Below are 15,523 nucleotides of genomic sequence, written 5' to 3'. Positions count from 1 at the left end.
ATAAAAGGATGCGTGACGGCGGCTTATTTTTTAAATAGGCCGCCAAGTCCTTTAGCCGCGCCACGCGCTGCCATCGAGCCCATCATGCGGGCCATCTTGCCACCCTTAAATTGCTTCATCATGGTTTGCATTTGCTCAAACTGCGCGAGCATGCGATTGACTTCTTGGACTTGCACGCCTGCACCCGCTGCAATGCGACGCTTACGACTTGCTTTAAGTAGCTCAGGCTTGCTACGCTCTTGCGCGGTCATACTGTCGATGATGCCGCGCATGCGTTTGATTTGCAGATCAGCTTGACTCATATTGACCTTGCCTGCGTTTTGCGTCATGTGACTAGGTAATTTATCGAGCATATTGGCCATGCCGCCCATTTGTTGCATCTGGGTAATTTGATCCCGAAAGTCGGCTAGATCAAATCCGCCTTTTTGCATCTTGACGGCCAGCTTCTCCGCTTTGGCAACGTCGATGTTTTGATGGGCCTGTTCAACCAAGGCCAGAATATCGCCCATCCCTAAAATACGGTTGGCCATGCGCTCGGCATCAAAGGGCTCAAGGCCATCCATCTTCTCGGCCACGCCGATGAATTTCAGCGGAACCCCAGTGACGTGGCGCACCGATAGGGCAGCACCGCCACGGGAATCACCATCTAGTTTGGTGAGTACTACTCCGCTTAAGGGCAGCGCCTCATGGAATGCCTTGGCCGTGTTGACAGCATCTTGACCTAACATCGCATCGACCACAAAGAGGGTCTCGATCGGTTTGACGGCGCTGTGCAGCTGCGCAATCTCCTGCATCAGGGCTTCATCAATACCCAAGCGACCCGCGGTATCGACAATCAGTACGTCAAAGTAGTGGCGGCGTGCCCAGTCCAATGCATTGGTGGCAATTTCCACTGGCTTTTGATTGGTATTGCTCGGAAAGCACTCCACTCCAACTAATTTACTGACTGTTTCCAATTGTTCGATCGCGGCAGGACGATAGACGTCGCAGGAGACGGTTAAAACTTTTTTCTTTTTGGTTTCGCGCAGCCATTTGGCGAGCTTGCCGACCGAGGTAGTTTTACCTGCACCTTGTAAGCCAGCCATCAAAATCACGGCAGGGGGTTGGGTGGCGAGGTTGAGTTCGCTGCTTTGACTGCCATCACCTGCCATGACGCTGGTTAATTCGCGCTGCACCACACCAACCAAGGCTTGTCCTGGACTGAGGCTGCCAACCACTTCCTCACCAAGGGCTTTGAATTTAACCTGCTCGAGTAGGGACTTGACAACTGGAAGCGCTACGTCCGCCTCTAGTAAGGCCAAACGAATCTCGCGCAGCATGTCTGCGGTGTTCTTTTCAGTGAGGCGAGCCTCGCCGCGCATTGTTTTAACAACACGCGAAAGACGATCTGTGAGGTTCTCTAGCATTTATCGATTAGACTTTCCAAATGACAATTTTAGGTTACTCCAGCTTCGACTGGCTTCCCTCTGCACTTTATCTGCTTTTGCTGATCACATTAAGCCTGCGGCCGCGCAACCGGCCCGAGACCAAGCCCTTCATTTTTTTGGTGCAAGGCCTCATTTTCCTTATTTTATTGGTGCATGGCGCGGTCTTGCATGATTCCATCTTTACGCCTGAAGGCTTTGTCTTTGGGTTTGCGCAAAACCTCTCCTTAATCGCCTGGGTTGGACTGGCGTTTTATTGGTTTCAGAGCTGGATGTTGCCGATTTCCAGCATGCGCCTGATGGCCCTAAGCTTGGCAATGGTATGCGCAATCCTGCCCGATATTTTTCCAGGGACTTTACTCTCAGCCAGAACGGTCTCCGATGCTTGGTTCAAAGGGCATTTCATTGTGGCAACCAGCGCTGTTGGTTTGTTAAGCCTCGCAGTGATGCATGCGATTTTGATGAGCATTCAGGACCGGGCATTGCGGCGCCAATTTAACTACTCCCCAGAAAGCCGTATTAGCCAATGGCTCGAGTCCTTGCCACCCTTGATGGCGATGGAAAGCCTCCTCTTCAACTTCATTTACGTGGGCTTTGCATTGCTGAGCCTGACCGTGTTTTCCGGACTCTTTTTCTCGCAGGCCCTGTTTGGTCGGCCACTCGTCTTTGATCACAAAACCATTTTTGCCTTGATCTCCTGGTTCTTATTTGCCGGACTCATTGTGGCGCGGTGGCGCGTCGGTTTGCGGGGCTTAGTAGCGATTCGCTGGGTCTTGGGCGCCTACGTTGCGCTCATTCTCGCTTATGTGGGAAGCCGCTTTGTGCTTGAAGTTATTTTGCAGCGAACCTAATTGTGCTGAAATGGATTTTGCTGCTGGTCGGCATTGGTCTCATTTACTTTTGGATCAAAAACAAGGGCCGCGCTGCGCAAGTAGAAAAAGCAAAAGCGCAAACTCCCCCACCAGTCATCGCTGAGTCAGAAGAAATCAGACCTTGCCGCTATTGCGGAGTGCATTTGCCGAGCACTGAAGGGGTAATGCACGAAGACCGTTTTTACTGCTCGAGCGCGCACCGGGATGCGATTGATGCAAAGGGCTGGCTGGGATCAGCGCTATGGCGGGTCTCCCCCAATTTTGATGCACGACCCAAGGAGGCTACAACGGATCTCGTGGTGTTGCACCACATTAGTTTGCCGCCAGGGCAATTTAAAACGCAGAACAGCACCCAATACATCGTTGATTTTTTTCAGAACCAGCTTGATCCACAGGGCCACCCCTACTTTGCCGATATAGCGGAGCGACGCGTCTCGAGCCACTTCTTGATTGCGCGTTCAGGACGCATCATTCAATTTGTATCGACGCAGAATCGGGCTTGGCATGCGGGCGAATCGCAGTTTGAGGGGCGCGCACGTTGCAACGATTTTTCGATTGGGATTGAACTGGAAGGCGATGGCGATACCGTTTTTGAAGAGTCCCAGTACCAGGCATTACAGCAACTGATTGCGCAGCTGCAATCCCAGAATCCGCATTTTCGTTTCGCTGGCCACAGTGACATTGCGCCAGAACGAAAAACGGATCCCGGGATTCAGTTTGACTGGGTACGGTTTCAAAAAGACAACAGATTGTCCCTTGAAAAATTACCGTTTGGCCTGGCATCACGCTAGTTCATTTGGGCCTATTTTTATGTGTGTGAGTATTTGCTTACATTAGCCGTCAATGCCTAAGAAGCCCTCTATATTTGCACCAAAATTGACTCTCACATTGCGCATCAAAATAAGGGCAAATCCTAGGTATTTTTTGTAATAAAAAGCATACGCAATTCGAAATAATTCCCTATACTTAGTGCCATGGTGCAAAAAAAACACTAGATGTAGTGTTATTTTGCCAAAAAACACAATTGCAAAATAAGGTTAAATCCTTGTTTTAAAAAGACATTTCTTACACGAACTTAGATAAACGCAGGGGCGCTATGACATATACCAACCAATCCGCAGCAGAGACACAATTAGGGCTTCCTTCCGGCGGCAATCCCACCGCGAATATGACCCAAAACCCATCTGCTGGATTTGTTTCTGGTGGTGTCGGCGGTACTCAAGCAACCCAGTTATCCGATTACAAAATCATCCGTCGTAACGGTTCCGTTGTCGCATTTGAACCTTCTAAAATTGCGATTGCCGTAACCAAAGCGTTCTTAGCGGTGAATGGTGGACAGGGCGCTGCCTCGGCTCGTGTGCGTGAGCAGGTCGAGCAATTGACCCATGCTGTGGTTCGTGCCTTACTGCGTAGCCGTCCCAATGGCGGCACCTTCCACATTGAAGATATTCAAGACCAGGTTGAATTAGCGCTCATGCGCAGCGGTGAGCACAACGTCGCTCGTGCTTATGTTTTGTACCGTGAAAAGCGCAATCAAGAACGTGCAAGCCAGCAAGCAGCTGCACCCGAGACGCAAACCGCAGCACAGCAGGCAGAGTCTGGCATTACTGTACTGGATAACGGTGTAAGCAAGCCCCTCGATATGGCTGCCCTGCGCACGGTGATTCAGGCGGCATGCGAAGGTTTGGGCAATGCAATCGATGCCACCCCAATCATTACAGAAACCATCAAGAATTTGTACGATGGCGTACCCATGGCGCAGGTATATGACTCTGCCATCCTTGCTTCCCGTACCTTGATTGAAAAAGATCCGGCCTATAGCCAGGTAACAGCCCGAATTCTGATGCACGTGATCCGCAAAGAGATTTTGGGTCGCGAAGTGCTACAAGGCAATATGCAAGCGGAGTACAGCACCTACTTTGCCAAGTACATCAATGAGGGTATCGGCGCTGAGCTCTTGGATCCCCGTATGCGTGAATATGATTTGGCGCGCTTAGCTGCTGCCCTGAATGCCGATCGTGATCTGCAGTTCAATTACCTCGGTCTGCAAACTCTGTATGACCGCTATTTCTTGCACATTGAAGACCGCCGCATTGAAATGCCACAGGCTTTCTTTATGCGCGTAGCCATGGGCCTTGCTTTGAATGAGCTGGACCGTGAAGCCCGTGCCATTGAGTTCTATGAAGTGCTCTCGACATTTGACTTTATGTCCAGCACGCCAACCCTCTTTAACTCAGCCACAACCCGTCCGCAACTCTCGAGCTGCTACTTAACCACTGTGGCAGATGACCTCGATGGCATTTATGAGGCCTTAAAAGAGAATGCCTTGCTGTCGAAGTTTGCAGGCGGTCTTGGCAATGACTGGACCAATGTGCGCGCCCTCGGCAGCCACATCAAGGGTACCAATGGCAAGTCACAAGGCGTGGTGCCATTCTTAAAGGTAGTGAATGACACAGCGGTTGCGGTAAACCAAGGTGGTAAGCGTAAGGGTGCGGTCTGTGCTTACTTGGAAACATGGCACTTGGACATCGAAGAATTCTTGGAGCTGCGTAAGAACACTGGCGATGATCGCCGCCGTACGCATGACATGAATACCTCCAACTGGATTCCAGATCTGTTCATGAAGCGCGTGATGGAAAACGGCAACTGGACCTTGTTCTCGCCATCCAATACGCCCGATTTGCACGATAAATTCGGCAAGGCATTTGAAGAGGCCTATGTAGCTTATGAAAAGCAGGCTGAAAGTGGTGCCTTGAAGCCATCCCGCACCATCCCTGCGCAGCAGTTGTGGCGCAAGATGCTGGGCATGCTGTTTGAAACAGGTCACCCATGGATCACATTTAAGGATCCTTGCAATATCCGTAGCCCACAGCAGCACGTTGGCGTAGTCCACTCATCTAATTTGTGTACCGAGATCACCCTCAACACCAATGATGATGAGATCGCGGTCTGTAATTTGGGTTCCGTAAACCTGACTGCCCATATGACAACCGATGCGAACGGTCGTTTGGTGCTTGATCATGCGAAATTGCAAAAGACCATCCGCACTGCGATGCGCATGCTCGATAACGTGATTGACATCAACTACTATGCGGTTGCTAAGGCACGTAATTCAAACCTCAAGCACCGCCCAGTCGGTCTTGGCATCATGGGCTTCCAGGATTGCTTGCACATGCAGCGCATTCCGTATGCAAGCAATGAGGCAGTTGAGTTTGCTGATGCATCAATGGAGGCGGTTTGCTATTACGCCTACCAGGCATCGAATGCCCTCGCAGAAGAGCGTGGCACCTACAGCAGCTACAAAGGCTCCTTATGGGATCGTGGCATTCTCCCGCAAGACTCCGTGCGTTTGCTGGCGGAAGAGCGCGGCGGCTATCTGGAAGTGGATATGTCTTCGAAATTGGATTGGGATAGTTTGCGCGCGCGGATTAAGCAGTCTGGTATGCGCAATTCCAACTGCGTAGCCATCGCACCAACAGCGACGATTTCCAATATTATTGGCGTATCGGCTTGCATCGAGCCTACCTTCCAGAATCTGTTTGTGAAATCCAATTTATCGGGTGAGTTCACAGTAGTGAATGAGTATTTGGTGCGCGACCTCAAAGACCGCGGCCTCTGGGATGAAGTGATGATTGCCGATTTGAAGTACTTTGACGGTACCTTATCAAAGATTGATCGCGTACCACAGGATTTGCGTGATATTTACGCAACTGCCTTTGAAGTGGAGCCAAGTTGGCTGGTGGAAGCAGCATCACGCCGTCAAAAATGGATCGATCAAGCGCAGTCCTTGAATATTTACATGGCTGGCGCCTCTGGCAAGAAGCTGGATGACACCTACAAGTTGGCTTGGTTGCGTGGATTAAAGACCACGTATTACCTACGCACGATGGCGGCAACCCACGTGGAGAAGTCCACTGTGGCAAGCGGTCAGCTCAACTCGGTTTCGAGCGGTGGCGGCGTAAACGGTACCGATGCTCAAGCAGCACAAGAGGCAGATGGTCCAGTTTGCACAATGCGTCCAGGTGATGCTGGGTTTGATGAATGTGAAGCGTGCCAGTAAGCCATTTGCTTACTGGTAGTGAAATGATGGAATTTTGGAGAATACTATGTTGAATTGGGAAGAAGAAGTGGCGCCAGCACTGGCTAAAGTCGGTTTAGCACCGCAGCCAGCAGTACAGCCACAAAAAGCGCCGCAGCCAGATCAGGTTGCAATTGCACCCCAAACTGCAGCACCTGCGCCAGTGCAGGCCGCTAATTTATCGGGTGGCGCAGCCATGCGCGTCAATGCCGCTGATAAGCGCGTGATTAATGCGAAGACTGACGTAAATCAGTTGGTTCCATTTAAATATAAGTGGGCCTGGGAGAAGTATTTGGCGGGCTGTGCAAACCACTGGATGCCACAAGAGATCAATATGAACCGCGATATCGCCCTTTGGAAAGATCCAAACGGCTTGACGGAAGACGAGCGTCGCATCATTAAGCGCAACTTGGGTTTCTTCACAACCGCAGATTCCTTGGCCGCAAACAACATTGTTTTGGGTACCTATCGTCACATTACCGCTCCAGAATGCCGCCAATACCTATTGCGTCAGGCTTTTGAAGAGGCAATTCATACTCATGCCTACCAATATATTGTGGAATCTTTGGGTTTAGATCAGTCTGAAATCTTTAATGCGTACAACGAGATTGAGTCCATTCGTGCTAAAGACCAGTTCTTGATTCCCTTTATCGATGTATTAACTGACCCCAATTTCAAGACTGGCACCTTAGAAGCCGATCAAAAGTTACTGCGTTCGCTGATTGTTTTTGCTTGCGTAATGGAAGGTTTATTCTTTTATGTTGGTTTTACGCAAATCCTTGCAATGGGTCGTCAGAACAAAATGACGGGTGCTGCCGAGCAGTACCAATACATCTTGCGCGATGAGTCAATGCACTGCAATTTTGGTATCGATTTGATTAATCAAATCAAGCTGGAGAACCCGCAGTTATGGACTTCTGCGTTCAAAGAAGAGATCCGCGGCATCTTCGAACAAGCGGTCGAATTAGAGTACCGTTATGCCGAAGATACGATGCCTCGCGGAGTACTTGGATTGAACGCGCCGATGTTCAAAGGCTACCTCCGATACATCTGTAATCGTCGGTGTATGCAAATAGGACTTGACGCAATGTTCCCAAATGAAGAGAATCCATTTCCATGGATGTCAGAAATGATCGATCTGAAGAAAGAACGAAACTTTTTTGAGACACGCGTTATTGAGTATCAAACTGGTGGTGCGCTGAGCTGGGAGTAATGGTTTACCTAATAAGCGCCTCACTGGTTCACAGGAGAGTAAACGGTTGGATAGTTTTAGTAATCTAAAGCAAACACAGTTTAATAAACCCCTCAAACGAGGCGTTTGCTATTTATTCTCCTTTTTTTCCAGTATTTTTAAGAAGCCGTCACCCCTTGGGGTCGCGGCTTTTTTTCCAGGATTCATTAGCGTGCAGCACTTAGCATCAAGCCGCGCGCCGATGAATGGCTCGCTCGCTCGGTCCGCCAGGCCTTATGGCACGGTAGATCTGAATGGTCGGGTCTTCTTAATCGGTAGTTCGTACTAATCCTCACGTGAAGGAGTATCACTATGGCAATCGCCAAAAAGAAACCAGCTGCAAAGAAACCTGCTGCAAAGAAAAAAGTAGCTGCTAAGAAGCCTGCTGCAAAGAAAGTAGCAAAGAAGAAGCCTGCTGCTAAAAAAGCTGCAAAGCGCAAGCCTGCTGCAAAAAAAAAGTAAGTAAGCCTGCTGCCAAGAAGAAAGCGGGCTCTGCTGTAAAAAAGCCCGCGGCTAAGAAGCCTGCTGCTACCACGCAAACTGCGTTGAATCCAGCTGCTGCTTGGCCTTTCCCAACCGGCACACGCCCATAAGCGCAAGCTTATCGGCCAGGTAGTAATGCAATGGGGTCCCTCGGGACCCCATTTCTTTATGGCAAATTGATAAAACCCAGGTAGCAGAGTGCCTGCCTTTGGCTTATCCCGCCTTAAAACCCAAATCCAAACGCAGTTTTGAATTGATCTTTAATCTGATCCAGGCTCAATTGGTGGTTTTGTGGACCTTGATGGGCAATTTTGATCGAACCCATGAGGCTAGCAAGGCGACCGGTGGTTTCCCAATCCATGCCATTCTCTAAACCAAAGAGTAATCCCCCGCGAAATGCATCGCCGCATCCAGTTGGATCGATCAACTGTGTGGCTTTGACCGGTGGAATAGCGATCGATTTGCCGCCCGCATAAATTTGGGCGCCTTCTGCACCTTTGGTGACGATCAGCGCTTTGACCCGCTCACCCAATTGTGCAAGCGATAAGCCGGTCCGTTTGGAGAGCATTTCACCTTCGTAGTCATTGACCGCCAAGTAGCTTGCGAGTTCAGTGAGTTCTAAAAGCTCAGGACCATCGAACATGGGTAAACCCTGACCTGGATCAAAAATGAATGGAATCTGCGCATCTGCTAATTGATGGCAATGCTCCCACATGCCAGCACGGCCATCGGGTGCAACAATCGCCAGGCTTACGGGCGCACTTTTTTTCTGCGTGCGTGCAGCTGTGACATCGCTAACCTGATTGAGGTGGGATTCATTCATGGCGCCAGGATGAAAGGCTGTAATCTGATTGTTGGAGAGATCGGTTGTGATCATTGCCTGTGCGGTAAACGCATTTTCAAGGGTACGAATGTGGCTTGCATCAATTTTCAAGTCCCTGAGGCGATCAAGGTAGGGCGCGGCGTCACCGCCCACGGTTGCCATGATCACGGGTTCGCCGCCGAGCAACTTAAGGTTGTAGGCAATGTTGCCAGCACAGCCACCGAATTCGCGGCGCATGCTCGGCACTAAAAAAGCAACATTCAGTATATGAATTTGGTCTGGCAGGATTTGATCCTGAAAGCGACCTTCAAAGTTCATGATCGTGTCGTAGGCGATGGAACCGCAGATAAGGCTAGCCATAAAGTGCTTTCGTAATAAGTAGGGGGTTAGGGATAAAAAAGCCGCACACGATACCCAGCAGCATTGCTGGGTAACTGCAGGGGAATAAGGGCACGAATACGTTCTCCGCCGGGAGCGCCGATGCGCGCAAACTGGGTATGGGCGTCACGCCACGATGCGGGCAACCACTCTTCTGGCGAAAATGAAACTAATTGCACAGCAGATTCATCGGTATCCGTGAGGGTGAGTTCCAAATGCGGTAGTGCAATTGGCATCATCAATCGATTTTGTATCTCAACTTCAAGTACAGATGGATTTGCAGGCGCTTTAGAGCCTTGCTGCGCTGTTTGCATGCCGAGCGCACTCAAAGTAATCTTCCATGCAGAAAAATCGCGTATAGCCCCTTCTGTGCAGCCAAATGACTCGCACAATAGTTGATCCATACGCAGTAATGAAGTAAATGTTTGCAAATGGAATGCCGATGGCGTTTGATCTACCCGTGGCGCAGCAAACGGCAGTAAGCGATCACGAGTGAAGTGCAAGGTAGCAAGCGCAAGGGCGCATAGCAATGCAATGATCAGCGCCCATTTGTAGAGGCTTGCGAAAGCTACGCCTGGCTTCTTTGCCGACGGGCTGAGCGCGCCTGCTAAATCAGCGCTGTTTTTTTTTACTTCACCTTCGCCCGGTAGGGGGGCGGAAGGATCTTTTAATGTGCCAGAAAGGCAGACCCAGCCATCACTCTCTTTCCAAACCGAAAGCGGTAGCCATTGGCTATAGGTGGCGATGACCTCATCAGCCTGACGGCTCAGTACCCCAGAAAGTACGATTTGACCGCCGGGGCGGATGCGCTGCACCAAGGCTGGTGCTAAAACTTGCAAGGGGTTTGCCAAAATATTAGCCATGACGATGTCATAGCGCGCCTTGGCGCCAAGCATCGGCACTGCATCGTCAGGCAAAGCAAAGGTGATATCGACGTCATTAATTTCGGCATTGCTGCGTGCGGCCACCATCGCCTGGGGATCAATATCTGTTCCTACAACGGGATTACAGCCTAATTTTTTGGCGGCAATCGCCAAAATGCCGGAACCACAGCCGTAATCGAGCAGACTTTTATTCTGTAAATGGTTTTGTTGCTCGAGCCACAAGAGGCAGAGGTGGGTAGTGGGGTGACTACCGGTTCCAAATGCGAGACCGGGATCAACTGCCAAACAAATGGCGTTGGGATCGGTCGGGGTTTCGTGCCAAGAGGGCACTACCCAAATGCGCTCACCAATCTGAATCGGTGCAAATTGGCTTTGCGTTAAACGGACCCAGTCTTGCTCAGCTACGATTTTTTCTTCAGGGCGCCTTAGGAAAAAGCCGGCATCGTTTAAGGACTGAAGCAACTCTGGAATAAAGTCCGCATCATCCGAATCATCTACATCGGGATTAAACAGGGCTGTAACAGTCGATCGATCCCATGCCTGAACCTCGGGAGAAAGTCCGGGCTCGCCATACAGGGGGTTTTCATCGTAGCCACCTGCAGCAGCATCTTCGACCGTAATCGAGAGGGCGCCGAGCTCCATTAGCGCATCACCCAAGGGCTCGGCTATTTCAGCATGAACCGTAAAAATCAGTTCACGGTACGGCATGGCCCTGCTCTTTCAAGAAAGGCTATCCCTTCACCCGGCTGGCGGCTTGTTCTTCCAGTCGATGTTCGAGGTAATGAATGCTGGTGCCACCTTCCTCAAAGTTGGGATCAAGCATGAGCTCGCGGTGCAGTGGAATATTGGTGGTGATGCCATCGATAACGATTTCGGAGAGGGCAATGCGCATGCGACGGATTGCCTGTTCCCGGGTCTTGCCATAGGAAATCAATTTACCAATCATGGAATCGTAGTTGGGCGGCACCATATAGCCACCATAGGCGTGGGAGTCAACCCGGATACCAGGACCGCCCGGCATATGCCATGACAGAATGCGGCCCGGGCTGGGAGTAAATTTGAAAGGATCTTCGGCGTTGATACGGCACTCAATGGCATGCCCTTGGAAGACAATATCTTTTTGGCGAAACCCGAGTTTGAGTCCAGCTGCAATGCGGATTTGCTCTTGAACAATATCGACGCCCGTAATCATTTCGGTGACGGGATGCTCGACTTGAACTCGGGTGTTCATCTCAATGAAGAAAAACTCGCCGTCTTCATACAGAAACTCAAAGGTACCTGCGCCGCGGTAGCCCATTTTGCGGCAGGCTTCTGCACAGCGCTCACCAATTTTGGCGATCGCACGACGATCAATGCCTGGAGCTGGCGCCTCTTCAATAATTTTTTGGTGACGGCGCTGCATTGAGCAATCACGTTCGCCAAGCCACACTGCATTGCCATGGGTATCGGCCAAAACCTGAATTTCTACGTGGCGAGGCTTTTCTAGGAACTTCTCCATGTAGACCTCGGGATTACCGAAAGCCCGGCCGGCTTCTTCCCGTGTCATATTGACTGCGTTAACTAAAGCTGCTTCGGTATGCACAACACGCATGCCGCGACCACCACCACCGCCGGCTGCCTTGATGATGACGGGGTAACCCACTTTTTTGGCAATCGCAATAATCTCTTTCGGATTGTCTGGCAGTGCACCATCAGAGCCGGGAACGCAGGGAACGCCCGCTTTAATCATGGCACGCTTCGCAGATACTTTGTCACCCATCAGGCGAATGGTTTCTGGACGGGGACCAATAAAGGCAAAGCCCGATTTTTCAACGCGCTCCGCAAAGTCGGCATTCTCGGATAAAAAACCATAGCCTGGATGAATAGCTTCGGCGTCCGTGACTTCCGCTGCGGAAATGATGGCTGGCATATTGAGGTAGCTCAGCGGCGAAGGGGCAGGCCCAATGCACACCGCCTCATCAGCGAGTTTGACGTACTTGGCTTCTTTATCGGCAACGGAATACACCACCACCGTTTTAATACCCAGTTCGCGGCACGCGCGCTGGATGCGAAGAGCGATTTCTCCGCGGTTGGCAATCAGAATCTTATCGAACATGGTGTCCTGGCTTGAAAGGATGTGGAGAAATTAGGCAATCACAAACAAAGGTTGATCGTATTCAACGCCCTGGCCGTTCTCACACAAAATTTGTTTAACAATGCCCGCCTTCTCGGATTCGATTTCATTCAAGAGCTTCATCGCCTCAATGATGCAAAGGGTTTGACCCACGGTAACGATGTCGCCCACATTCACAAAATTGGGTGATTCGGGATTGGGGGCGCGGTAAAAGGTTCCAACCATAGGGGACTTGGCAACGAATCCCGCAGCGGTAGCAGCAGCTTCTTCGGCCGCAGCATGTTCAGCTGCCGTAGGTGCTGCGGGTGCAGGCGCGCTCACCGCAACTGGGGCAGCTGCTGCAGCTGCATAGGTAATCGGTGCATTGCTTGGCTGCCCTTGCGCCAAATTCGCATTCACAATGCGAACTCGGTCTTCGCCTTCGTTGACTTCAAGCTCCGAAATGCCTGATTCAGAAACCAAGTCGATCAGTGTTTTTAGTTTTCTCAGATCCATGGAGGTGTGCCCTTCTGGTAAAAATGACGGGAAAGAAAAATGACGATTATTTGAGTTGCTGGCTAGCTGCTTGCAATGCCAAGGTATAGCCGATTGGGCCTAAGCCGCAGATCACACCTTTTGCAATGTCCGATAAATAGGAGTGCTTACGGAATTCTTCACGCTGGTGAATATTGGATAAATGCACTTCAATAAAGGGAATGGCAACGCCTGCCAAGGCATCGCGCAGGGCAACACTGGTGTGGGTAAAGCCACCCGGATTGATGATGATGAAATCAACCCCATCCTGTTTTGCCTTCTGAATGCAGTCAATTAATTCGCCTTCATGATTGCTTTGAAAGGTACTTAGTACGATCCCAGCAGCTTTTGCCTGCGTTTCTAGGCCCAGGTGGATATCGCTGAGGGTGGTGTGACCATAAACCTGCGGTTCGCGGCTGCCCAACAAATTGAGGTTGGGCCCCTGAATAACTAAAACTGACGGGTTTTTTGACATAGATCGCTAATTTTAGAAACAGTTAAGAACAGATGATGTCAGGCTTTTTAAATCACGCTCCAGCACTTTCGGTTCGCTTAGGGCACACAGAAAAGCAGAGTTGGATCCATTCAGCATGAGGGAAAGTATACCCCTTAGCCTGGCCGCAAAAAAGCGAAATGCTGAAAAAAAGATCTATTTTTTGCAAAATGAAGGAAATTAAGCGATTTTAGCTACCCAAGATCGCCTGAAAATCTACTTTATTCTTGCGCTAAAAGAAGATAATTTGAATTAAAGAGCTGCTTTAATTTGCTTTCTGAGCTCATCTTCGTCTATCTTGCCTAATTTCGTGTTGGTCACCTTGCCTTTGGCGTTGATGACAACGGTATAGGGTAGGGCGCCTTGGGTATTGCCTAGGGCCTTGCCAATTTTGCTGCCTTGTAAGCCACCCATCACGATGGGGTAGGAAACTAGGGTCGTTTCAAGAAATTGACGTATGTTCGATGGCGTATCGATACCGATGCCGACAAATAAGACATTTTTAGCCGCAAACTCATCCTGAAGATCGCTCAAGGCTGGCATTTCTTCGACACAAGGCGGGCACCAGGATGCCCAAAAGTTCACTACCAGCACCCGGTTTTGCCATTCCGCGGTGTTGACCGCAGTGTTGTCGGGTTTGGTCCAGGGATTGGCAAGTAATGCGGTAACCGACTCTTCGCTTGCAGTGCCATCGCGGTAAATCCAGCTGGCGGTGATGAGGCCTGCAGCAAGTCCAACCAGACTCATTCCAGTGATGATTCCCATTTGTCTTCGGTTCATGCGCACTCCTTCGCTAAAATTCAATCATGCATATACACATCTTGGGCATTTGCGGCACCTTTATGGGCGGCATCGCTGCCATCGCACGGCAGGCCGGCCACCGCGTAACGGGATGCGATGCCAATGTGTATCCGCCGATGAGTACCCAGCTCGAGGCCCAAGGTATAGAGCTTATCGAAGGATACTCTAGCGAGCAATTATCGCAACTGGGTAGCAAGCCCGATTTATTTGTCATCGGCAATGTGGTCTCGCGTGGCAATCCATTAATGGAGGCGATTCTCAATTTAGGATTGCCTTATGTCTCTGGCCCGCAGTGGCTGGGTGAGCAAGTACTCTACGGCAGACATGTTTTGGCGGTGGCAGGAACCCACGGCAAAACCACTACCTCAGCGATGCTGGCTTGGATTTTGGAATTCAATGGCAAAGAGCCGGGCTATTTAATCGGCGGCGTGCCACTGAATTTCACGGTCTCAGCACGGCTGGGTAAAAGCCCCTACTTTGTAATTGAGGCCGACGAATACGACACTGCCTTTTTTGATAAGCGCAGTAAGTTTGTGCATTACCGGCCGCGTACTGCCTTGCTGAACAATCTGGAGTTCGATCATGCCGATATTTTTGCAGATCTCGCTGCCATCGAAACCCAGTTTCATCACTTAGTGCGAACGGTGCCGAGCGAAGGATGTTTGGTAGTGAATGGCGCAGAAGCCTCACTGGAGCGGGTGCTCGAGCGCGGCACTTGGACGCCGGTGGCACGCTTTGGTATGGATGCCAATAACACCTGGTCGATGCAGCCGCATCCCAATGATGATTTCACAGTACTGCATGAAGGCAATGAAGTGGCTACGGTTTGCTGGGCCCCGGATTCGGGCGTGATGGGTCGCCACAATCAACTCAATGCCCTAGCTGCGATTGCAGCAGCACAGCACATTGGCATTAATCCACGCGATGCGGCCAGCGCCCTAGCTCAATTTAAAAATGTAAAACGCCGCTTAGAAACGGTTGGCCAGCATAATGGCATCACGATCTACGATGACTTTGCACACCACCCTACGGCAATCACCACCACCCTCGATGGCTTGCGCCGCCGGGTCGGCAATGCGCGGATATTGGCGGTACTCGAGCCTCGCTCCAACACCATGAAATTGGGTGTGATGAAGGCCCAGTTACCGGCAAGCCTAGAGGCAGCCGATCGCATTTATGCCTATGGCGCTCCTAGTGGCAAAGAGACCTTGGGTTGGAATTTGGCGGAAGTGCTTAGCCCCTTAAATCAGGATCAGCCGGGCCGCGCATCCGCATTTGATGATTTAGCGAGCTTGGTGAGCGCGGTTAGCAAGGAAGCGAGGCCAGGCGATCACGTATTGGTCATGAGCAATGGGGGCTTCGGCGGTGTGCATCAAAAATTACTGCAGGCCATGATTGCAGCAGCAAACTAAAACAACATAGAAAGCATT

The 15,523-nt window shown here is 50.7% G+C and carries 12 protein-coding genes and 2 pseudogenes; 6 read left to right on the top strand and 8 right to left on the bottom strand.

The annotated features are described in order from the left end of the window. Positions 1–23: 23 nt before the first annotated feature. Positions 24–1,406 carry a signal recognition particle protein gene (gene ffh, locus Q8M75_RS09255; RefSeq protein ID WP_305488768.1) on the bottom strand — a complete coding sequence of 461 codons (1,383 nt, stop codon included), beginning with the start codon at positions 1,404–1,406 and terminating at the stop codon, positions 24–26. A gap of 20 nt (positions 1,407–1,426) precedes the next feature. Between ffh and Q8M75_RS09250 the strand changes: the two genes are divergently transcribed. The 5 genes and pseudogenes from Q8M75_RS09250 to Q8M75_RS10120 all read left to right on the top strand — a co-directional run. Beyond that, positions 1,427–2,275, top strand: a complete 849-nt coding sequence (locus Q8M75_RS09250) for an inner membrane protein YpjD (protein WP_305488766.1) — start codon at positions 1,427–1,429, stop codon at positions 2,273–2,275. Positions 2,276–2,277: 2 nt separating this feature from the next. Next, on the top strand, positions 2,278–3,087 hold the full coding sequence (gene ampD / locus Q8M75_RS09245; protein ID WP_305488764.1) for a 1,6-anhydro-N-acetylmuramyl-L-alanine amidase AmpD: 810 nt from the start codon (positions 2,278–2,280) through the stop codon (positions 3,085–3,087). A gap of 305 nt (positions 3,088–3,392) precedes the next feature. After that, positions 3,393–6,356: a ribonucleoside-diphosphate reductase subunit alpha gene (locus Q8M75_RS09240; protein ID WP_371131780.1), complete on the top strand. Its 2,964-nt coding sequence runs from the start codon at positions 3,393–3,395 to the stop codon at positions 6,354–6,356. Positions 6,357–6,402: 46 nt separating this feature from the next. After that, on the top strand, positions 6,403–7,587 hold the full coding sequence (locus Q8M75_RS09235) for a ribonucleotide-diphosphate reductase subunit beta (RefSeq protein WP_305488762.1): 1,185 nt from the start codon (positions 6,403–6,405) through the stop codon (positions 7,585–7,587). A 336-nt stretch (positions 7,588–7,923) separates the two neighbouring features. Further along, positions 7,924–8,198, top strand: a pseudogene (locus tag Q8M75_RS10120) (histone); the annotation flags it as partial. A 113-nt stretch (positions 8,199–8,311) separates the two neighbouring features. Here Q8M75_RS10120 and Q8M75_RS09225 read toward each other — a convergent pair. The 7 genes and pseudogenes from Q8M75_RS09225 to Q8M75_RS09195 form a co-directional block, all read right to left on the bottom strand. Continuing rightward, a complete protein-coding gene (locus Q8M75_RS09225; protein ID WP_305488759.1) occupies positions 8,312–9,271 on the bottom strand; it encodes a carbohydrate kinase family protein in 960 nt (319 codons plus the stop codon). Between the two features lie 26 nt (positions 9,272–9,297). Continuing rightward, on the bottom strand, positions 9,298–9,819 hold the full coding sequence (locus Q8M75_RS09220) for a DUF3426 domain-containing protein (RefSeq protein ID WP_305489112.1): 522 nt from the start codon (positions 9,817–9,819) through the stop codon (positions 9,298–9,300). Between the two features lie 132 nt (positions 9,820–9,951). Continuing rightward, positions 9,952–10,881: pseudogene (gene prmA / locus Q8M75_RS09215) on the bottom strand (50S ribosomal protein L11 methyltransferase); the annotation flags it as partial. A 22-nt stretch (positions 10,882–10,903) separates the two neighbouring features. After that, on the bottom strand, positions 10,904–12,268 hold the full coding sequence (gene accC / locus Q8M75_RS09210) for an acetyl-CoA carboxylase biotin carboxylase subunit (protein ID WP_305488757.1): 1,365 nt from the start codon (positions 12,266–12,268) through the stop codon (positions 10,904–10,906). A 30-nt stretch (positions 12,269–12,298) separates the two neighbouring features. Continuing rightward, positions 12,299–12,781 carry an acetyl-CoA carboxylase biotin carboxyl carrier protein gene (accB, locus tag Q8M75_RS09205; RefSeq protein ID WP_305488755.1) on the bottom strand — a complete coding sequence of 161 codons (483 nt, stop codon included), beginning with the start codon at positions 12,779–12,781 and terminating at the stop codon, positions 12,299–12,301. 46 nt (positions 12,782–12,827) lie between these two features. Continuing rightward, a complete protein-coding gene (gene aroQ / locus Q8M75_RS09200; RefSeq protein ID WP_305488753.1) occupies positions 12,828–13,274 on the bottom strand; it encodes a type II 3-dehydroquinate dehydratase in 447 nt (148 codons plus the stop codon). Positions 13,275–13,544: 270 nt separating this feature from the next. Then, on the bottom strand, positions 13,545–14,072 hold the full coding sequence (locus tag Q8M75_RS09195) for a TlpA disulfide reductase family protein (protein ID WP_305488752.1): 528 nt from the start codon (positions 14,070–14,072) through the stop codon (positions 13,545–13,547). A gap of 26 nt (positions 14,073–14,098) precedes the next feature. Between Q8M75_RS09195 and mpl the strand changes: the two genes are divergently transcribed. Further along, positions 14,099–15,505 carry a UDP-N-acetylmuramate:L-alanyl-gamma-D-glutamyl-meso-diaminopimelate ligase gene (gene mpl, locus Q8M75_RS09190; RefSeq protein WP_305488750.1) on the top strand — a complete coding sequence of 469 codons (1,407 nt, stop codon included), beginning with the start codon at positions 14,099–14,101 and terminating at the stop codon, positions 15,503–15,505. Positions 15,506–15,523 lie beyond the last annotated feature (18 nt).

The organism is Polynucleobacter sp., assembly GCF_030693775.1.
Taxonomy (GTDB): domain Bacteria; phylum Pseudomonadota; class Gammaproteobacteria; order Burkholderiales; family Burkholderiaceae; genus Polynucleobacter.
This window is presented reverse-complemented; position numbering and strand designations above follow the sequence as displayed.